Source organism: Pacificibacter sp., from assembly GCF_039769035.1.
In the GTDB taxonomy this organism is placed as follows: domain Bacteria; phylum Pseudomonadota; class Alphaproteobacteria; order Rhodobacterales; family Rhodobacteraceae; genus Celeribacter.
Genome location: NZ_JBDMZG010000035.1, coordinates 17,371 through 37,895 on the forward strand (window position 1 = coordinate 17,371; position 20,525 = coordinate 37,895).

General features: G+C 53.4%; 16 protein-coding genes and 1 pseudogene. 6 read left to right on the forward strand and 11 right to left on the reverse strand.

All coding sequences use genetic code 11. The features are described from left to right. Positions 1-19: 19 nt before the first annotated feature. Both hpaE and ABF287_RS03705 read right to left on the reverse strand, forming a co-directional pair. Positions 20-1,531, reverse strand: a complete 1,512-nt coding sequence (gene hpaE, locus ABF287_RS03700; RefSeq protein WP_347183674.1) for a 5-carboxymethyl-2-hydroxymuconate semialdehyde dehydrogenase — start codon at positions 1,529-1,531, stop codon at positions 20-22. Then, complete coding sequence (locus tag ABF287_RS03705; protein ID WP_347183675.1) at positions 1,528-1,920, reverse strand: 5-carboxymethyl-2-hydroxymuconate isomerase; 393 nt, start codon at positions 1,918-1,920, stop codon at positions 1,528-1,530. The genes hpaE and ABF287_RS03705 overlap by 4 nt, the downstream gene beginning before the upstream one ends. Positions 1,921-2,016: 96 nt before the next feature. On the opposite strand from ABF287_RS03705, the gene hpaR reads away from it, so the two are divergent. Further along, positions 2,017-2,454 (forward strand): homoprotocatechuate degradation operon regulator HpaR, encoded by a 438-nt coding sequence (gene hpaR, locus ABF287_RS03710; RefSeq protein ID WP_347183676.1) that lies wholly within the window; start codon positions 2,017-2,019, stop codon positions 2,452-2,454. A gap of 48 nt (positions 2,455-2,502) precedes the next feature. Here hpaR and ABF287_RS03715 read toward each other — a convergent pair whose 3' ends face one another. The 3 genes from ABF287_RS03715 to ABF287_RS03725 are packed head-to-tail and all read right to left on the reverse strand — an operon-like array spanning position 2,503 to position 4,977. Further along, the gene (locus ABF287_RS03715) at positions 2,503-3,219 is read right to left on the reverse strand and encodes an MBL fold metallo-hydrolase (protein ID WP_347183677.1); all 717 of its coding nucleotides are present in this window, start codon (positions 3,217-3,219) and stop codon (positions 2,503-2,505) included. A gap of 19 nt (positions 3,220-3,238) precedes the next feature. Beyond that, a complete protein-coding gene (locus ABF287_RS03720; RefSeq protein WP_347183678.1) occupies positions 3,239-3,472 on the reverse strand; it encodes a hypothetical protein in 234 nt (77 codons plus the stop codon). Between the two features lie 41 nt (positions 3,473-3,513). After that, entirely contained in the window at positions 3,514-4,977 is a 1,464-nt protein-coding gene (locus ABF287_RS03725) for an FAD-binding oxidoreductase (RefSeq protein ID WP_347183679.1), read from the reverse strand. Positions 4,978-5,136: 159 nt separating this feature from the next. On the opposite strand from ABF287_RS03725, the gene ABF287_RS03730 reads away from it, so the two are divergent. The 3 genes from ABF287_RS03730 to ABF287_RS03740 are packed head-to-tail and all read left to right on the forward strand — an operon-like array spanning position 5,137 to position 8,922. Continuing rightward, positions 5,137-5,832, forward strand: coding sequence for a GntR family transcriptional regulator (locus ABF287_RS03730; RefSeq protein ID WP_347183680.1), 696 nt, complete (start codon positions 5,137-5,139; stop codon positions 5,830-5,832). Between the two features lie 36 nt (positions 5,833-5,868). After that, on the forward strand, positions 5,869-7,482 hold the full coding sequence (locus ABF287_RS03735) for a thiamine pyrophosphate-dependent enzyme (protein WP_347183681.1): 1,614 nt from the start codon (positions 5,869-5,871) through the stop codon (positions 7,480-7,482). A gap of 33 nt (positions 7,483-7,515) precedes the next feature. Then, positions 7,516-8,922, forward strand: a complete 1,407-nt coding sequence (locus tag ABF287_RS03740) for an aldehyde dehydrogenase family protein (RefSeq protein WP_347183682.1) — start codon at positions 7,516-7,518, stop codon at positions 8,920-8,922. Positions 8,923-9,054: 132 nt separating this feature from the next. Here the strand turns inward: ABF287_RS03740 and ABF287_RS03745 are convergent, their stop codons facing one another. Further along, positions 9,055-10,578 (reverse strand): malonyl-CoA synthase, encoded by a 1,524-nt coding sequence (locus ABF287_RS03745; protein WP_347183683.1) that lies wholly within the window; start codon positions 10,576-10,578, stop codon positions 9,055-9,057. 14 nt (positions 10,579-10,592) lie between these two features. Beyond that, a pseudogene (locus ABF287_RS03750) lies at positions 10,593-11,840 on the reverse strand (malonyl-CoA decarboxylase). 146 nt (positions 11,841-11,986) lie between these two features. Here ABF287_RS03750 and ABF287_RS03755 point away from each other — a divergent pair. Further along, positions 11,987-12,643: a GntR family transcriptional regulator gene (locus ABF287_RS03755; protein WP_347183684.1), complete on the forward strand. Its 657-nt coding sequence runs from the start codon at positions 11,987-11,989 to the stop codon at positions 12,641-12,643. A 158-nt stretch (positions 12,644-12,801) separates the two neighbouring features. On the opposite strand, the gene ABF287_RS03760 is transcribed toward ABF287_RS03755, so the two are convergent. The 3 genes from ABF287_RS03760 to ABF287_RS03770 form a co-directional block, all read right to left on the reverse strand. Next, a complete protein-coding gene (locus tag ABF287_RS03760) occupies positions 12,802-13,575 on the reverse strand; it encodes an ATP-binding cassette domain-containing protein (RefSeq protein ID WP_347183685.1) in 774 nt (257 codons plus the stop codon). Continuing rightward, on the reverse strand, positions 13,575-14,654 hold the full coding sequence (locus ABF287_RS03765) for an ABC transporter permease (protein ID WP_347183686.1): 1,080 nt from the start codon (positions 14,652-14,654) through the stop codon (positions 13,575-13,577). The genes ABF287_RS03760 and ABF287_RS03765 overlap by 1 nt, the downstream gene beginning before the upstream one ends. A 138-nt stretch (positions 14,655-14,792) precedes the next feature. Continuing rightward, on the reverse strand, positions 14,793-15,809 hold the full coding sequence (locus tag ABF287_RS03770; protein ID WP_347183687.1) for a sugar ABC transporter substrate-binding protein: 1,017 nt from the start codon (positions 15,807-15,809) through the stop codon (positions 14,793-14,795). A 176-nt stretch (positions 15,810-15,985) separates the two neighbouring features. On the opposite strand from ABF287_RS03770, the gene ABF287_RS03775 reads away from it, so the two are divergent. Then, positions 15,986-17,197 carry an ROK family transcriptional regulator gene (locus ABF287_RS03775; protein WP_347183688.1) on the forward strand — a complete coding sequence of 404 codons (1,212 nt, stop codon included), beginning with the start codon at positions 15,986-15,988 and terminating at the stop codon, positions 17,195-17,197. Positions 17,198-17,304: 107 nt separating this feature from the next. Here ABF287_RS03775 and ABF287_RS03780 read toward each other — a convergent pair whose 3' ends face one another. Beyond that, on the reverse strand, positions 17,305-20,097 hold the full coding sequence (locus tag ABF287_RS03780; RefSeq protein ID WP_347183689.1) for a bifunctional aconitate hydratase 2/2-methylisocitrate dehydratase: 2,793 nt from the start codon (positions 20,095-20,097) through the stop codon (positions 17,305-17,307). Positions 20,098-20,525 lie beyond the last annotated feature (428 nt).

Sequence of the window (20,525 nt, forward strand, 5' to 3'; positions counted from 1 at the left end):
TCTCCTCCCTTAAATCTGATTACTGAATGCCAAGACGCATCATTTTGTGTTGGCCTGTGGCAAACGCGATCATCTTTTGCTCCATGTAGAACTCAAAGCTCCAGTCGCCGCCGTCGCGTCCAATGCCAGAGGCTTTCACGCCGCCAAATGGCGCAGGCAAGTGACGCACGTTTTCAGAGTTCACCCAGATCATCCCCGCTTCCAAAGCGTCGGTGAAGCGCATGGCGCGGGTCAGGTCGTTGGTCCACAAGTAACCGGTCAAGCCGTAGTCAGTGTCATTGGCCATTTCCAAAGCCTCTTCCTCGGTTGAGAAAGGAATAGAGGTCAGCACAGGCCCAAAGATTTCTTCTTGAGCAATACGCATTTTGTTGTTTGCATTGGTGAACAAAGTTGGACGCACGAAGAAGCCTTCATCGCCCACTTTCACGCCGCCTGCCGCAACGGTGGCACCGTCTTCAACTGCGATGTCAAAGTAAGAGGTCACTTTGTTGTAATGCTCTTCGGTCACGATCGGGCCGATTTCAGTTTTCGGATCAAGCGGGTGACCCACTTTGATGTTGTTCACACGCTCAACAAGGCGGGCTTCGAATTCTTCGCGAATGGTGTCTTGCACCAACAAACGGCTAGACGATGTGCAACGCTCGCCATTGATCGAGTAGATCATGAACAAAACCGCATCCAAAGCGCGCTCAAGATCGGCATCGTCAAAGACGATCACTGGGTTTTTGCCACCCAGTTCAAGGTGCATACGCTTGAGTGTATCAGCGCCTTGCTTGGTGATGATGCTGCCTGTGCGGCTTTCGCCCACAAATGCGATGGCTTTGATCGCTGGGTGTTCCGTCAAGCGTTTGCCAGCGTCATGACCGTAGCCGTTCACGGTGTTCAACACACCAGGTGGCAGGCCAGCTTCTTCGGCGATTTCGACCAAAAGACGCGCGGTCAGCGGGGAATCTTCGGCAGGCTTGTGCACCACAGTACAACCCGCTGCCAAAGCTGGCGCGATCTTCCAAGTAGACAACATAAACGGCGTGTTCCACGGCGTGATCACCCCAACCGGACCAATCGGTGTGCGGGTTGTGACGTTCATCAAGGTCGGGGATTTCATGTGTTTCCCGTCGCGACCTTCAACGATTTGATCTGCGAAGTAGCGGAAGTTTTCCGCGCCGCGCAACGCCGCTTTGGACATAAAGCGCAATGTCTGACCCGTGTCCCAGCATTCGCACAAAGCGATTTCTTCGGCGCGTGCTTCAATGCCTTCGGCAACTTTGATCAGGATTTTTTTGCGCTGCAATGCAGGCATATCGCGCCATTCGGCAAAGGCCGCTTTGGCGGCTTCCGCGGCTGTATCCACATCAGATTCAGTGCTGCGCGCAACGTCGCAGATAACCGTTTTGTCGACAGGAGAAATGGACTGGAACACACCAGCCGACCCACCAACATCTTGGCCGTTGATCCGGTTTTGAATGCCAGTTTCCTTGAAACGGGCCAAGAAGCCGTCAAGTTTGCTCAGATTTGTAGCAAGATCGCTCATCTCATCTCCTCCGGAAGATATTTTCTTATGGAGCTGGCCTTAGGGCTCAGCTCTGGGTCAATGTCGCGCATTTCCATGGACAGCATAAAAGGTGAGCTGGTCATCACGGGATCGCAGAAGGTTTCTAGCGCTTTAAAAACATGCGCGGTGGCCGCGGCTTTCGCCTCTGGCGCACGCCCAGCGCGCAAGCGCACCGACAAATCTAAAAACGCGTGGTCGGGATTGCCGTCAGCCATATACACATGCGTACACGCCGTTGCGCGCACACGAATGCCCGCGACAGGAAACACGCCGGTCTCTTTGGCTGCTTGCGCCACCACTGCACAAAGCGCAGCGATATCGAGCCGATCTTCAAGATTCGGCGAGTAGTCGATGTGAAAATGCGGCACGAGGCCCTCCCTTATTAGTTGTCATGTTAAGTATTATTGTGATTCTGTCAACAGGTTTTCCTTGCACTTCGCGCCAATTCCATTGATTTGTTAAGTATGACCAATGATGACGCACACCGCCTAAGCACTTCACGCTCTCTCCCCATCGCCCTGCTCCGTGCGCGCGAGTCCGTCATGGGCTCCTTTCGCGAGTTACTGGCCGAAGCGGGCATCTCCGAACAAAAGTGGCGCGTTTTACGCGTCCTGTCCGAAGGCGGCCCCGTGGAGCAAACCAAGATTGCCGAACAGGCTTGTTTGCTCCTCCCGAGCCTGACACGCATCCTGTCCGCCATGGAAAAAGAAGGCTTAATTTCCCGCGAAAGAGACAGCTCAGATCGCCGCAAAACCATCGTTGAATTGGCCGAAGCGGGCGAAGCCTTGATCCGAAAACATTCCGAAGAAAGCGCTCAGATTTCCGCAGATATCGAAGCGCGTTTTGGCGCAGACCGCCTCAAAACGCTTCTTGATATGCTTGAAGACCTCAACAAACTTTAGGCGCTCCAAAAAGCGCGACGGCGACACCCGCCGACGCGCATTTTGATTTTACTTCTCGTTTTCAATCGCAAGACGCGCAACGGCGCCTGCGCGCAATCCTGCGACTTGCTTCAAGATCGCATCTGGCGCGATGAACGGATTTGGCTCACCCGCGCCACGTGCCTCAAGCAACGCGCGCGTTTCTTCCAAGTTGTTCGAAAACCCGTGCGTCGTCAGATGCACTTCGACATTTTCGCCAGCCTCTGCGATCAAAGCAGCCACCCGATCAACACTTTCGATATAGGCTTCAACCTGCGTTGGCCCCTCGATTGCGTTCAAGCCGAGACCACCGATTGTAATGGCGCGGTGCGTGTTCTCACCATCTTGCACGTTGTACATATAAGACGACGTGCCCCATGTGTGGCACGGCGTTTCGATCATGGTAAAGCTGTTGCCACCAAATTCGAGCGTCTCGCCGTCCTTCATGACAACGTCTTTTTCGATACCACGCAATTCACGACGCGTGCCCTTTGACGCTTCAGCAGCTTCCAAAAACTCGGTCCAGCCGCCTTCCGACATCACAAACTTTGCATTCGGCAGCTTGTCTTTCAGAAAGGCAGCGCCGCCAACATGATCAAAGTGGCCGTGCGTCATGAGCACGTATTTGATGTCCTCAAGCGCAGTTCCGGTGCTTTCAATGTCCGCAACCAGCTTGTCCATGAACGGGCCATACAGCGTGTCGATCAAAACTGTCCCCTCATCGGTGTGCACAAGCCAAGCCGACACCCAACAGATACCAACGTAATCAACATTGTCGAATGGCTTGAACGGGCTCGATGCGCTGCGCCTCAACGTTACCAAGCCATTTGCCGAGCTCTGGTGGCATCTTGCCAGTTTTGCCGAATTCAGCGAAGCCAGCCATAATCGGCTCTGACGGACACCCGTCAACAAAGGCCGCCGCCGGAGACGCCAAGCCTGCCGCAACAACCGCCGCACCTGCAAGGCGCTTTGTCCATGTAAATTTCAAAGTCGTGGTCACTATATTTCCTCCCAAAAATATCACCCGAAAGCGGAAACGATTTACAAATCCGGCACCATTTTGCCTGGATTCATCAAGTTATTTGGATCAAGCGCACGCTTGAGAACCCGCATCACAGCCAATTGGCCGGGGTCTTTAAGTTGCTTCATCAAGTCTAGCTTGCTTTGACCAATGCCGTGCTCGGCACTGAATGACCCACCAAGCTCGCTCAACATAGTGGACGCCTGCTGTGTTACAGCCTCTAGCGGCAAATCCGCAAATTCGTGCCCATCTGCAGCCGTCAAACAATAGTGTAAATTGCCATCACCCAAATGCGCGACGGTCAAAGGCTGCACACCCAGAGGCGCACAGAATACATCCATGGTTTCAACAAATTCTGCGACTTTCGCCAAAGGCAAAGAGATGTCCAACGCGTAGAATTCACCGTGCTCCATAATAGCTTCGAGCACAGATTCCCGCATGACCCACAGATCAGCACGCTGCTGTTCGGATTGCGCGATCATGGCGTCGACCACGATCTCTTCTTCCATCAACTCGCCCAGAACTTCCAAAACACGGTTTTGCAAGGCAACTGTCCCGTCATCAAGCATCTCTGCATCATCCGCACGGCTAGAGGCCACTTCGATCAACAGGCCCGTCTCGGCTGGCTCATCGAGGGGCTGGCGAATGTCAGGCAAACCATTGCAAATCGCATCGACCATGACGCGCGGCATGTATTCAAAGGCTTCCACAGCACCGCCCGTGGCGTCTTGCAGTTTATTCAAAACATCCACTGTGGCGGACAACGTGGACACAGATAAAAACGCCGTGGCGCGCACAACTGGCTCCGGTGACAGTTTGAACACTGCAGCGGTGATAATGCCCAGCGTACCTTCGGCGCCGATCAGCAGGTTTTTGATGTCGTAGCCCGTGTTGTCCTTGCGCAATCCATGCAGGCCCGTGACGATGGTACCGTCGGGCATGACCGCCTCAATACCGATGCACAATTCACGCGTATTGCCATACCGCACAACATTTGACCCACCAGCATTGGTGGATAGATTGCCACCGATCATGCAGCTGCCCTTGGCGCCAAACATCAATGGGAAAATCAGACCGTGTTTCAGCGCCGCGTTGTGCACGTTTTCAAGCACAGCACCTGCTTCGACGGTAATCATTCGCGCGGCCGTATCAATGCCACGTATCGCATTCATCCGCTCAAGCGAAATCATCAATGTGGGCTGCCCTTCGATAGGAACACCACCGCCACACAGACCTGTGCGCCCGCCCACTGGCACGATTGCCACGCCATGTGCGATACTCAATTTCACCAGCTCAGAGACCTGCTCAACCGTGTTTGGACGCGCCACTGCAATCGGCATGCCAGAGTACTGACCGGTCCAATCGCGACCATAGCGACTCAGGTCATCTGTTTCCGTCAAGACTTGGCCGGCCTCAAGAAGGCCACTGCAGGCTGCGATAAAGGTGTCTGCCTGCAAAGGTTTAGGTTGGTTCGGTGCGCTCACGGGTCTCTCCATACATCGACAAGGCGCACGAACCGCACGCCTAGAGTTTAATCTACCATGTTACATGTCAGTATTTGTTGTCAAGAAACAAATAACATGTTAACAATATGCGGCGACTCCTTGATCACAAGAGTCGATTGCAAAAGAGGACACCAAGCTTTGAAACCCATTTCCCCACCTAAGTCGTTGATGGAATTGACTGCGGACAGAATCCGCGACGCGATCATCGATGGGGAATTTGAATTGGGTTCAAAAGTGTCAGAACAAAGCCTCGCAGACACCCTTGGGATCAGCCGTTCCCCCGTGCGCGAAGCCTTGGCACTTTTGCAAATCGAAGGTCTCATCCGCGTTCTTCCCAAGCGGGGATCATTCATTTTTATGCCCGACGCTAAGGCCGTCAAAGATCTGTGCGAACATCGCGCGATTTTAGAATCGGCTTGTGTTGAGATGGCTATTGCGCGCAACCACGACGCATTGATCAAAGGGTTGCAGCATGGCTCTGATATGATGCAGCGCGCGATCGACCGCGATGCTGCAACCGACTATTCTGCAGGCGACCTTCACTTTCATCGCGCGATCATTGACGCCAGCGACAACGCCTCAATCGCGAAAATCTATACCCGCACGATTGGCCCGCTTCTGGCGCTGCGCACCCATTTGTTCACCACGATGACTGCGCATCTGGATAGATCCATGGGTGAACATGCCGCCCTGCTTGAGGCCTGTACATGCAAAGACGTGCCACGCGCGCAAACGATACTTACAGAACACATTCTTCACCTGCACGAAGCGTATGATGCGGCTCAAGAACAAGCCCAAATACAAGTGCAGCCCAAACTCAGTGTCGTCAAATAGACACTCCAGAACAGCCGACCGAAAAGGACTAAAAACGTGAAAAAATCCACAGCAGACATCATGGTCGATGCCCTCGTAGAAAACGGCGTAGACACTGTTTTTGGCATCCCAGGTGCACACTCATATGAATTGTCTGATGCGCTCGCGCGTCGTGGCAATGACGTACGCTTCATTCACACGCGTCACGAACAAGGCTCGGGCTATATGGCTTACGGCTATGCCAAATCCAGCGGCAAACCAGGCGTGTTCACTGTGGTCCCTGGCCCCGGTGTTTTGAACGCGGGCGCTGCAATTTGTACAGGCTACGGCGGCAATGCACCAATGATGTGCCTGACCGGTAACATCATGTCGCATTTGATCGGCCAAGGCCGTGGTCAGCTGCACGAATTGCCAGACCAATTGGCAACGTTGAAAGGCCTCACCAAATACGCAGACCGTATCGATCACCCGTCTGAAGCCGGCGCAAAAATGACGACGGCTTTTGAAGAAATGATCTCAGGCCGCCAGCGCCCTGTCGCTGTGGAAGTGCCATGGGACGTGTTCGGACAAAAGGGTGTTGAGGCTGACATCACACCAGCCGTGGCCAGCAAACCTGCGATTGACCCTGACGCCATTTCTGAAGCTGCAAAGATGATTGCGGCAGCGAAAAATCCAATGATCATGGTCGGCGGCGGCGCGCTGGACGCGGCAGCTGAAGTCTTGGCCTTGGCCGAGAAAATCCAAGCGCCGGTTGCATCACACCGTTCTGGCAAAGGCATCGTCGCAGCAGACAACCCGCTGGCGATGGATTTGATCGCGGCCTACGACTACTTTAAAGAATGCGATCTTTTGATCGGCATCGGCAGCCGCTTGGAGCTGCAGTTCATGCGCTGGCAGTGGAAGCCGGAAGGCCTGAAAACCCTGCGCATTGATATTGACCCAACCGAAATGGTGCGCCTAAAACCAGATTTCGGTGTCGTCGCAGATGCAGCCGAGGCAACCGCTTTGATCACCGATGCATTGACCGACCAAGCCGCAGATCGCACTGCGGAATTTGAAGCAATCAATGTGAAAGCCAAAGAAGCCGCCGACACTGTACAGCCGCAAATGGGCTACTTGGACGCGATCCGCCGTGCATTGCCACGTGACGGGTTCTTTGTCGAAGAAGTCTCTCAAATGGGCTTCACCGCGCGCTTTGGTTTTCCAGTCTACGCGCCGCGCCAATATGTGACCTGCGCCTATCAAGACAACTTGGGCTTTGGCTACAACACCGCGCTGGGTGTGAAAGTGGCGAACCCTGACAAGGTCGTTGTCTCTGTGTCTGGCGACGGTGGCTTTATGTTCGGCATGCAAGAAATGGCCACCGCTGTGCAACATGGCATCGGCGTGATCGCCGTGGTGTTCAACAACAACGCTTACGGCAATGTGCGCCGTGATCAGGTGAATGGCTTTGATGGTCGTTTGCTTGGCTCTGAATTGGTGAACCCTGATTTCGTTGCCATGGCGTCCAGCTTTGGCATGCCTGCGACGCAAGCAACGACACCGGCAGAACTTGAGGCGGCGATTGAAAAAGCCATCGCCGACGGAGGCCCTGCCTTTATCGAAGTGCCTGTTGAAACGGGTTCCGAAACGTCACCTTGGCAGTTCTTGCACCCTGCCCCACATGCTTAAACGATTACAGTCCACTCTTGGGAGGAGATCCAAATGACTGACTATACAATGACCATCGGTGGCAAAGCCGTGACAGCGGCGACCACGTTCGACGTGATCAACCCGTCCACTGGCGGAATTGCTGGCGCCTGCCCATCTGGCACGGCCGATGACGTTAACGCAGCTGTCGCAGCGGCGAAAGAAGCGTACAAAACGTGGAGCGTGGCGGACGACGAAGTGCGCGCACAAGCCTGCCGCGATATGTCTGCCGCCTTGACTGAGCACGCCGATGAGTTGGCAATCTTGCTGTCATTGGAGCAAGGCAAGCCACGTGCTGGGCTTGGTGCAGATTTCGAACTGGGAGGCGCTGCGGGTTGGGCTGCGAACACAGCCGAGCTGTCTTTGCCTGTCGAAATCATCCAAGACAACAACCAAGCAAAGATCGAGGTTCACCGCAAACCTTTGGGTGTTGTGGCCTCGATCACACCATGGAACTGGCCACTGATGATTGGCGTTTGGCACTTTGCGCCAGCCATTCGCGCGGGCAACACCGTTGTGATCAAACCGTCTCCCTACACACCCCTGTCAACCTTGCGCATGGTTGAAATTTTGAACACCGTTTTGCCAGCTGGCGTGTTGAATGTGGTCACAGGACCAGACAGCATCGGTCCGGTTTTGACGTCGCATCCAGATGTGGCCAAAGTGACTTTCACAGGCTCCACACCCACTGGCAAAAGAGTTATGGCATCCGCGTCAGATACGCTGAAACGCCTGACTTTGGAGCTTGGCGGCAATGATGCAGGGATCGTGTTGCCTGACGCAGATCCGAAAGAGATCGCAGAAGGTCTGTTCTGGGGCGCTTTCATCAACTCCGGCCAAACCTGTGCCTGTATGAAACGTTTGTACGTCCATGACAGCATTTACGACGCCGTCTGCGACGAACTTGCGGCCTTTGCAGCGAACATTCCTGTTGGCGCTGGTTCGGACGCGAACTCAGTTCTTGGCCCTGTGCAAAACGCAACGCAATTGGCGCTCGTGGAAGAGCTGATCGCAGATGCCAAAGCCAATGGCGGGCGCGTGATCTTGGGCGGCGAACGCGCTGAGGGCGCTGGCTACCTGCACCCCCTCACGCTGATCGCGGACGCCAAAGACGGCATGCGTCTTGTGGACGAAGAACAATTTGGTCCTGTGCTGCCGATCATCCGTTACACGGACGTCGAAGACGCACTTGCATCGGCAAATGCTTTGTCCGTTGGCTTGGGTGCCTCAGTATGGTCGAAAGACTTAGAGGCTGCCAAAAAGCTGGCGTTGCGGATGGAATCTGGCTCTGTTTGGGTCAATGGCCATGGTGGTTTGAACCCCAACGCGCCATTCGGCGGCGTCAAACAATCTGGCGTGGGCAGACAGTTCGGCGTGGAAGGTCTGAAGGAATTCACCTGCATGCAAACGCTGCACGCCTAAACCATACAAACCACCAAAAAGAAAAAAGGGGCCGACGCATCACTGCGTCGGCCTAAGTGTTGTGAGATGCCGAGGTAACAACCCCTCACATGTCAGGGGATACAAGAACCCCTTCACAAACTGGGAAACAATTTACCCCTCCTTAGGGGAGAACAAATCGCCATAGGTGTCGCGCAAAATGTTCTTTTGCACTTTCCCCATGGTGTTGCGCGGCAAAGCATCAATCATCACCAACTTGCGGGGATGCTTGAAGCGCGCAAGAGAAGTGTTGCACGCTTCCGTTACGTCAACAAGGTCTGGTATACCACCGCTTTTGGCAACAATCACACCAACAACCGTTTCCCCAAAGTCAGGATGCGGCACGCCAATCACAGCACTTTCCAAAACGCCCTCTTGCTCGTCGAGCACCAATTCGATTTCTTTGGGATAAATATTGTACCCGCCGGAAATAATAAGGTCTTTGTTACGTCCAACGATGGACACATAGCCGTCCGCGTCAATCGTGCCCAAATCACCCGTGATAAAGAAGCCATCGCTGCGCAGCTCTTCGGCGGTCTTTTCAGGCATCTGCCAGTACCCTTTGAACACATTCGCGCCGCGCACTTCGATCTGACCCACTTCGCCATCAGGCAATGTGTCGCCTGTAGATGGGTCGGTGATTTTCAACTCCACACCCGGCAAAGGCAGCCCAACGGTGCCAGCTTTGCGTTCGCCCTCATAAGGGTTCGAGGTGTTCATGTTGGTTTCGGTCATGCCGTAGCGTTCCAAAATCCGGTGCCCTGTGCGCTCTTCAAATTGCACATGGGTTTCGGCCAACAACGGTGCGGAGCCAGAGATGAACAACCGCATGCCCGATGTCAGGTCTTTGGTGAAACGCTCATCGCCAAGCAAGCGCGTGTAGAACGTTGGCACGCCCATCATGGTTGTTGCACGTGGCATGTTTGCGATGATTGCATCTTGATCAAACTTGGCCATGAACACCATGCTGCCGCCCGCGACCAAGGTCACGTTGGTTGCAACAAAAAGCCCGTGCGTGTGGAAAATCGGCAAGGCATGCAGCAAGACATCATCTGACGCAAAGCGCCATTCTTTCACCAATGTCAGCGCGTTAGACAGCAGGTTTTCTTGCGTCAGCATCGCGCCTTTCGAACGGCCAGTCGTGCCAGATGTGTACAAGAACGCGGCCAAATCGTCGGCCTCACGATCCACTGTCGCATAGGTGCTTGGCATGGCGCTGGCTTTGGACATCAAGCTGCCAGTACCGTCGGCATTCAACGTTTCAAGCGACGCGTCCAGCCCCTTGGCCACTGGCGCAAGTTTGTCTTCGCTGCGTCCGTCGCAAACAATCAATGACGCCCCACTGTTTTCAATGAAGTAAGTCAATTCATCGACAGTGTAAGCCGTGTTCAACGGCAAAAACACCAAACCGGCTTGCGTACAAGCCGCATAGATCGCCAAGGATTCTGGTGATTTCTCGACTTGCACCGCAACACGGTCACCCGGTTTCAAGCCGATATTTTCGAAGACATTGGCCACCTGTGCCGCCGTCGCTAGAAAGTCCTGATGGGTGATCGTCTTGCCATCCAAAAGATGCAAAAACGGCGTGGATTTTCCAGCGTGAGCGCCAAAAAGCGTGTCGTATAGAATGTTTGCCATTGTCGTGGGCCTTTTTAAGTCTGTGTGAGAGGCGCAGCCTGCGCCAGCGTTTGAACATCCGCAGATGCCGCCACCTCTTTCGTGGTCGCAAAGCGTTCGTGATTTTGGGCGACCTTACCAAGGTCGTAAAGGTAATTCACCATAGTTCCGCCAGATTGTGCACGCCCTTTCACGGACACATCCGCCTCAGCATGGACAGCGTGAACAATCGCCCCATTGCCCAAATGGAACCGTGCAACGGGATCAAACGGCATGTCATCGCGCCCCTTTGCATTCAGCAAATAATGCGCCGCAAGTGATGTCATGGTTTCAGGCGTCGCGTTCGCGAACTCGACCTTTTCTTTGGTCAACCAGCGCGTCAAATTCGGGATGGGCGACAAGGTAACAAAGGTTTCCAAATTCGGCAGCTCTGCTGACAAGTCATGGGCGACCTGCTTGATCAAAGAGTTGCCAAACGAAATGCTCGCCAACCCAGCCTGATAATTCGAGATCGAATAAAACACGGCCGTATCTGCTTCATCCGCAGGCATCGGCGCGCGGTCTTCGGCCAAGACACCCTGTACCGAATTGGGCACACCGCGCGACAGAGCAACCTCAACAAAGATCAGCGGCTCATCTGGCATTGAGGGGTGGAAGAACGCGAAACAACGGCGATCGCTTGGCTCCAAACGACGTCGCAAATCGCTCCAACTGTCGATGGCATGCACAGCCTCATAGGCTGTGATCTTTTCCAAAATATGCACAGGGCTTTCCCAATTGATCGGGCGCAACACCAAGAAGCCGCGATTGAACCACGAGGCAAACAGATGCCGAAAATCCAGATCCAACGCTTCCAGTTGAGGGTCTTTGTTGCTGAGCCGCAGCAAATCGACGCGCATGCGGACCAAGGCCCCCGTGGCTCCTGGCACACTGTTCAAGCGCCGGATCAATTCTTGTCGGCGCGGCTCTGCGGCGGTGGCAAAAGCGCGGTACGTCGCCTTTGATGGGTTCTTTTCATAAGCATCCAAGGTGTCACGCACCGTCTCAGGATCGAGGTTCAATGCGGTGGCGATATGTTTGAAAAACGACAGCTTTCCAGCATCATCTTTCTCCTAAAACCCCGCAAGAATGTCAGACGCAAGTGCAAGCCCCGAGGTTTCCCCCGCCGAGCCAACCAAGGCTTCGGCCAGATCTTCGATCGGGCGATCATCATGCACGTGCTCTGCACGCTGCCGGTAACGACGTTCAAAAACCGTCGATAGCAAGTCAGCAAGTAGTGTCATCCTGTGCTCCTTTTTGCCTTGGCCGATGGGATGGAATCTTAATTGCTTGGCGACGATCAGTATCGCCTATATGAATTCAAAAGCAAGGTTTTTGTATACAAGAACATAATTATTGCGCACGATAATGCAAATTGCTACGGTACGGCATGGCATTAAAGCGCGCAGATATGATTGCTGACGAATTAGAAGAGCTGGTGTTTTCCGGCGCTTTTCAGGATGGCGATAGGTTGGACGAGATCAAACTCGCCACACAATTTGACGTGTCACGCACCCCAATCCGAGAAGCCTTGCAACGTTTGGTGAACTCTGGTCTGGCAGAACAACTGCCACGGCGCGGCGTCTTTGTGCGCCAACCCGGCCCGGTCGAGTTGATGGAAATGTTTGAAACAATGGCCGAAGTCGAAGCCGTGTGCGGCCGCCTAGCAGCGCTGCGTATTTCCGACCAAGCCTTGGATGACTTAGAGCATGCCAATCAACACTGCCAAGACGCGATCACGCAAAACGATGCGGATAAATACTACCGCGAGAATGAGCGCTTTCACCGCATTATCTATGCCCAAGCTGGCAACGCGTTTTTAGAAAACGAAGTTCTGAGACTGCACAAGCGATTGAAACCCTACCGCCGCATTCAACTGCGCCTACGCGGTCGCATGGCACAATCCATGACCGAACATCTTGCCATTGTAGACGCTTTGAAAGCGGGCGATGCAGAGATGGCGGCAACCGTTTTGCGCGCACATGTCGCCATTCAAGGTGAGAAATTCCATCACTTGATGTCCAGCCTAAAACTGGCCGCGCAATAGCGTCGCCACGGCCGCTGCATTCAGCACCCTTCCCACAAAGTCACAGGTCCGAAAACGCAAAAGGCCGAACCAGCCACCGCGTCAGATAACGGTGCATAGGTTCGGCCAGTTTGTGAAATGTCACCTCAGGGAGAAGCCAAGTGACACTTCAGCACAGGTTACGCAGGTTCTTGAACCGGCGCTTCTTTCGCCCCTGTCATAAACGCCACGGCGTCAGACATGGTGTAGTCTTTGGGGTCGATCACACACAGACGTTTACCCAAACGGTGAACGTGAATGCGGTCTGCAACCTCAAACACATGCGGCATGTTGTGGCTGATCAAGATGATCGGAATGCCGCGCGATTTAACGTCTTGGATCAACTCCAACACCTTGCGGCTTTCTTTCACACCCAAAGCAGCTGTCGGTTCGTCCAAAATGATCACTTTGGACCCAAACGCAGCAGCACGGGCCACGGCCACACCTTGGCGTTGACCACCAGACAGCGTTTCCACTGCCTGATTGATGTTTTGAATGGTCATCAGGCCAAGTTCAGTCAGCTTTTCACGTGCAGAGTCTTCCATCGCTTTGCGGTCCAACTGACGCAGGACCTTGCCCCTAAACCCAGGCTTGCGGATTTCGCGCCCCATGAACATGTTGTCAGCGATCGACAAAGCAGGTGACATCGCAAGGGTTTGATACACGGTTTCAATCCCAGCTTCACGCGCCTGAATTGGCGAGGTGAAGTTGATCTGCTTGCCCTCAAGGTACACTTCGCCTTCATCAGGGATCACAGCGCCAGAGACGGCTTTGATCAGTGAACTTTTGCCTGCGCCATTGTCGCCAATGACGGCCAGAATTTCACCGGGGTAAAGATCAAAATCGCACTTATCGAGCGCAGTAACACGGCCGTAACGTTTGGTGAGGCCAACACCTTTTAGGATAGGTTCCATTATGCTGCTGCCTTTCTGATCCATTGGTCAACGGTTGTGGCACCAATGATGAGCACACCGATAAGCAAGAAGGTCCATTGAGGATCTGCACCGTACATGCGCAAACCAAGTTCAAACACGCCAACGATCAAGGCACCAAAAAGCGCACCAAGGATCGAGCCACGTCCACCGAAGAGGGAAATGCCGCCGATCACAACCGCTGTGATGGATTGGATATTGCCGATAACACCAGTTGTGGCAGATGGAGAGACAGAGCCGAAGCGACCGATCATCACCCATGCGGCAAAGCCACAGATAAGACCTACAACGGCGTAAACTGAGATGAGTGTGCCTTTAACGTTCACACCAGCGAGTTCCGCTGCTTCAGGATCATCACCAACGGCGTAGACATGGCGGCCCCAAGCTGTATGGCGCAACACATATGTGAGGAGCGCAAACAAGAGAACCATAAAAAGCACGCCAAAGGTCATAGTCGCCCCGCCAAACTTAAAGCTGGTTCCAAAGAACTGTAGCAAAGGTGCCTGTGCTTCGATGTCTTGGCTGCGGATCGTTTCATTCGCGGAATAGATGTAGTTCACCGCCAAAACGATCTGCCACATGCCCAATGTCACGATAAAGGGTGGCAATTTAACTTTGGCAACAAGCCAACCGCTTGCTGCACCAATTGCAGTACCCGCGGCCAAGCCGATAGGGATCGCAATCGATGGCGGGAAACCGTAGCGAAACGTAAATTGCCCCATAACGACGGAACACAGCACAGCAATCGCGCCAACAGACAGGTCAATACCCGCTGTTAGAATGATTAAGCTTTGAGCCGCTGCCAGAACGCCAACGATCTGGACTTGCTGGAAAATAAGTGTCAGCGCAAACGGGGAGAAGAACTTTGACCCGACAAGCACGAAGAAGAAGATGAGTGACAAGACGAGAACGATCAGTGGAACAAGCGCTGGATTCTCGTGAAGGGTGTGCTGCAGTTTATCGACGAAACCGCGACGGTTTGAATCAAATTCAGCGACCTGATCGGCCGCCTTGGACAAAGTGGACTCAAAGTCCTGCCCTTTTGAGGCGTCCTCTGACATGGGTGTATCCCCCGAGCTTGTGTAACCTTAGGCGTCTGATTGCATTTAAATGCGCGGGTATGCAGTCAGGGCGCCCAATACCTGCTGCGTTTGGATTGAGGGGGCATTGACCGCCCCCTCAGCTATTTTACGAAAGGCTTAGCCCCAGCAGCGCGCTGTGCCTTCAGCAACTGAAATTGACTCGACGCCATCAACAGCTTGGCCGGCGACCAAGGACACACCAGTGTCAAAGAAGTTTTTGCCAGGTGTGTTTTCTGGTTTCGCGCCATCTTTGGCCCATGCAGAAATCGCTTCGATGCCCAAAGATGCCATCAAAAGTGGGTACTGCTGGGATGTCGCGCCGATCACGCCTTCTGCAACGTTTTGGATGCCAGGGCAGCCGCCGTCGACAGAAACGATCAGAACGTCATTTTCACGACCAATGGATTTCAGCGCTTCATAAGCGCCAGCAGCCGCCGGTTCGTTGATTGTGTACACAACGTTGATCATTGGATCTTTTGCGAGAAGGTTTTCCATGGCTTTGCGGCCACCTTCTTCGTTACCAGATGTGATGTCGTTGCCAACGATACGTGGATCAGTTTCGTCGCCCCATTTGTTTGGGTCGCCAAGATCGATACCGAAGCCTTGCAAGAAGCCTTGGTCACGCAGAACGCCAACAGTTGGCTGGCTGATTGCAAGGTCAAGCATAGCGATTTTCGCGTCTGCTGCTTTGTCGCCAAGTTGAGCTGCAGCCCATGAACCGATCAATTCACCAGCAAGGAAGTTGTCTGTCGCAAATGTTGCATCTGCCGCGTCGATTGGGTCAAGCGGTGTGTCGAGCGCAATCACCAAGAGGCCTGCGTCACGCGCTTGCGCTACAGATGTAGTGATTGAGGACGAATCAGATGCTGTGAGCAAGATCCCTTTTGCGCCGTCAGCAATACATGTTTCGATCGCTTGAACTTGCGTTTCGTGGTCGCCGTCAACTTTACCAGCGTAAGATTTAAGCGTCATGCCAAGCTCAGCAGCTTTGGCTTCAGCGCCTTCTTTCATCTTTACGAAGAACGGGTTTGTGTCCGTTTTCGTGATCAAACAAGCTGCCACTGAGTCCGCTGCAAAAGCAGAACCAGTCATGGATGCGACTGCAAGAGCCGATACTGTGATGAGTTTTTTCATGTTTTCCTCCCAAGAAGTTTAAATTGGATCATTTAATCATGTGATCCAAGCCCAAATGCCTCCACGCATCAGGTTCAAACGTAAAAGGCCAGATTCTCTTTCCCTTGTCAATAAATAAATAAACTTGATTTATTAATAGAGTTTCTGGCATCTTCCTATTTAGGAAGGAGACAGATATGGTCCGCACCATGGATGGTGGGAAAATAAAAGGCACGAATAGTGGCGTGAACCAAAGTGGTGTTCGCGACTACAATGAGCGTTTGATGCTATCGATGCTTCAACGTCACGGCGCTATGCCGGGCATCGACGTGGCACGTCGCGCCGGACTGTCCCCTCAAACTGTGTCTGTCATTCTGCGCAAGTTGGAAAAAGACGGCTATGTCAAACGCGGCGAACCCATTCGTGGCAAAGTCGGCAAACCCTCGATCCCGATGGAGCTTGATCCTGATGGTGTGCTGTCGCTTGGCCTCAAGGTTGGCCGACGCAGTGCTGAACTCTTGCTGTTGGATTTCGCGGGCAATGTACGCAAACACATCCACACATCCTATACCCACCCATTGCCTGAAGACGTTCTCGACTTTTTGAAGACAGGCATTGATGACATTTACGCCGAGCTGTCCCCTGACGCGCGCGAACGCATTTGTGGGTTGGGCATCGCGGCCCCGTTTGAACTGTGGAAATGGCATGATGTCGTAGGCGCCCCTGCCAAGAAGTTTCGCACTTGGAAAGATTTTGATTTCTCTTCAGCGGTCGCCGAATTTAGTGACCTTCCCGTGTCCCTCGTCAATGATTCCACAGCTGCGTGCCGTGCAGAGCATCTGTATGCACAGGGCGAAAAGTTCCAAGACTATGCCTATTTCTTCATTGGGTCATTCATCGGCGGCGGCGTCGTTTTGAATGGAACAGTGTTTGAAGGCAATCGCGGAAACGCAGGCGCGCTTGGCTCATTGCGCAGCACTGGCCCGCTGGGCGAAAGCTTGCAATTGGTGGACCTGGCCTCTTTGCACTTGCTTGAAGGCCGGCTGGTTCAAGCGGGATTGGACCCCATGCAAATGTGGACCCAGCCACAAGACTGGAGCGCGTTCACCCGTTACGTCGAACCATGGATCGGGGAAACCGCGCAAGAATTGGCCAAAGCCGCACTCTCGATCTGTGCGGTCATCGACTTCGAAGCCATCATCATCGACGGTGCATTTCCTGAAAATGTTCGCCTTGAGCTGGTGGAGCGCGTCAAACGCTACATCTTAAAGCAAGACAAACGCGGGCTTTTGACCCCCACGATTGCGGCCGGTGGCATCGGTGAAACAGCCCGAGCAATTGGCGCGGCCAGCGGCCCGATCTTTTCTCAGTTTTTCCTGAACACCAATTCAGGCCTGTCTTCGATTTAAAACTCGATGACGTCAAACAGCTGCAACGCCTGGTGGGCCGACATGCAACTTGGCCTATGTATCATGAAAAAAGCTCTGGCGAGGATGATCGCCAGAGCTTTGTTTTTTTAGAAGTGCGCTGAAAGCGTATCGAGTGGCTTGGTCGCGGGTGGTGCGAACTTCGTCAGATCGATGCCTTTCACGGCCGCCTTGTATTCAGCCAAGGTTGGTGTGCGGCCCAAGATGGCGGACAACACAACAACCGGTGTTGACGCGAGAAGCGATTCACCAGCTTTATCTGCTGCATCTTCCACAACACGGCCTTTGAACAAGCGTGTGGACGTCGCAAGAACAGTGTCGCCTTTGGCGGCTTTTTCTTGGTTGCCCATACACAGGTTACAGCCTGGGCGCTCGAGGTAGAGAATGTTCTCGTACTCAGTACGCGCAGTGTTTTTAGGTGCGAAATCATCGAACTCAAAACCAGCGTATTTCTGAAGAACGTCCCAGTCGCCCTCTTCTTTCAGTTCGTCGATGATGTTGTATGTCGGCGCGGCCAAAACGAGCGGCGCCTTGAATTCAACCTTGCCAGATTCGGCTTCAAGGTTGCGCAGCATCTGAGCCACGATTTTCACATCGCCTTTGTGCACCATACAAGATCCAACAAAGCCAAGGTCCACTTTCTTTTCCGCACCGTAGTAAGAAATCGGGCGGATCGTGTCGTGGGTGTAGCGTTTGGACACATCGATGTTGGCCACGTCAGGATCGGCGATCATAGGCTCAACGATAGTGTCCAGATCAACCACAACTTCAGCAAAGTAGTTGGCGTTGTCATCGGGTGTCAGCGCAGGTTTTTCGCCAGACTGAATTTGCGCGATACGAGCGTCGGCAATGTCGATCAGGTTTTGCAGCATGCCACTTTCGTGCTCCATGCCTTTGTCGATCATGACCTGAATGCGCGATTTGGCGATTTCCAAAGACTCGATCAATGTGGCGTCTTCTGAGATACAGATAGAGGCCTTGGCCTTCATCTCAGCAGTCCAGTCGGTGAATGTGAACGCTTGGTCAGCCAGCAATGTGCCCAAGTGCACTTCGATGATGCGGCCTTGGAAAACGTTGTCGCCGTGTTGCGCGAGCATCTGCGCTTGGGTCGCGTGAACAACGTCACGGAAATCCATGTGCGATGCCATTTCACCTTTAAACGTCACTTTGACAGATTCAGGGATCGGCATAGAGGCCTCGCCTGTCGCCAAGGCCAAAGCCACAGTGCCAGAGTCTGCACCAAAAGCGACGCCTTTGGACATACGTGTGTGGCTGTCGCCGCCGATGATGATCGCCCAGTCGTCAACAGTGATGTCGTTGAGCACTTTGTGGATCACGTCGGTCATGGCGTGGTATTCGCCTTTGGGGTCGCGTGCTGTGACCAGACCAAATTTGTTCATGAACGCCATCAAACGCGGCGTGTTGGCTTGCGCTTTGATGTCCCAAACTGACGCTGTGTGACAACCAGACTGATAAGCGCCATCCACGGATGGAGACAAAACAGTCGCAGCCATGGCTTCCAACTCTTGGCTGGTCATCAGGCCTGTGGTGTCTTGTGAGCCCACGATGTTGACCTTGACGCGTACGTCAGAGCCCGCGTGCAAAGTCTTGCCTGGTGTGGTGCCGCGTGCGTTGGCGTTGAAGATTTTCTCAACCGCTGTCAGGCCTTGGCCCTCAACAGACACTTCTTTGGCCGGTGCGAAAGCAGAGACAACAGGTGCGCCCAAAGCTTCACAAGCAAATGTTTGCAGCTTTTTACCAAACACGATGGCGTAAGACCCGCCTGCGCGCATGAATTCCATTTTCTGCGGTGTGAAAGAAGACGCCATGTCCACCAACTCTTCTGTGCCATCGGCGTTGAAGAGTTTCTTTTTCTTGGTGTTGATGGTCAGCACTGTGCCTGTTTCGACAGAGTAAACCTCTTCCAAAACAGCATCGCCTGCGTCGTTCAGAACAACATTGCCGTCTGCGTCCAATTTCTTGACCCAGTTTTTCAGATCGACACCGATACCACCGGTCACGCCAACTGTTGTCAAAAAGATCGGCGAAATGCCGTTGGTGCCCGCCACAACAGGTGCGTAGTTGACGAAAGGCACGTAAGGGCTGGCAGGTTTACCAGTCCAAAGCGCCACGTTGTTCACGCCAGACATGCGGGACGAACCAACGCCCATTGTGCCTTTTTCAGCGATCAACATCACACGCGCATCTGGGTGCTGAGCTTTGAGCGCTTCGATTTCGTTCTGCGCTTCTTCAGAGATCAAGCATTTGCCGTGCAGTTCACGGTCAGAACGTGAGTGTGCTTGGTTGCCTGGTGACAAAAGGTCAGTCGAAATATCGCCTTCGCCCGCGATGTACGTCACGACTTTAATTTCTTCTTCGATCTCAGGCAGTTTCGTAAAGAATTCTGCTTTTGCGTAGCTCTCGATGATGTCTTTCGCAATCGCGTTGCCTGCGTCCAGCGCGTCTTTGAGGCGTGTGGTGTCGGCTTCGTACAAGAACACTTGGGTTTTGAGAACCTCAGCAGCCTGCGCCGCGATGTCTGCTGTGTCGCCCAATGCGATATCAAGCAAAACCTCAACAGAAGGTCCGCCTTTCATGTGAGACAAAAGCTCAAACGCGAAAGTCGGTGTAATTTCTGCGACTGTTGCAGTGCCCAAAGCGATTTCTTTGAGGAACTTAGCTTTCACTTCTGCCGCACTCGTGGTGCCAGGCAATGTGTTGTAGATAAAGAAGTTGAGCGCCTCATCGCGGAACTCATGCGCCGTGTCGCGCACGATCTCGATGATTTCAGCCGTCAAGGCTCCGTCGTCAATTGGCTTTGGGCTCAGCCCTTGATCTTTGCGTGTCGCGATCTCTTCGCGATATTCTGTGTACAGGCTCATGTCGTAACTCCGGCGCATTAATGTGCAATCAAAACAGCAAATTCTAACGTCTAAACCAAGGGTCAGTGTCGATTCACCGCATCTGTATGCAATTGTATACAGAAATTGGACCAACCGCAACCCTCGCAGACGTCTCGATGCTGTTTATGCCGTCATTCACGCCCGTTGAAAAGACATTGATAGCCACCCAAAGTGCACCCAACGCTGTGTGATTTGACGCAGGCAAACCGAAACAGGTCTTTATCTGGTTTCATGCCGCCCTTTCGATAGCATTTACCAAAACAAAGCAGACGCACTTTCTGCGATATCTCAATCAACATGCTGCAGTCTTGCCGCAAGTTTTGTGTGGCGATGTGAAAATTCAAAATAAACCAAGGGCAAAACGGGCTTTACCCTTAAAAAGGTGCACAAACCGCGATCCATATTGA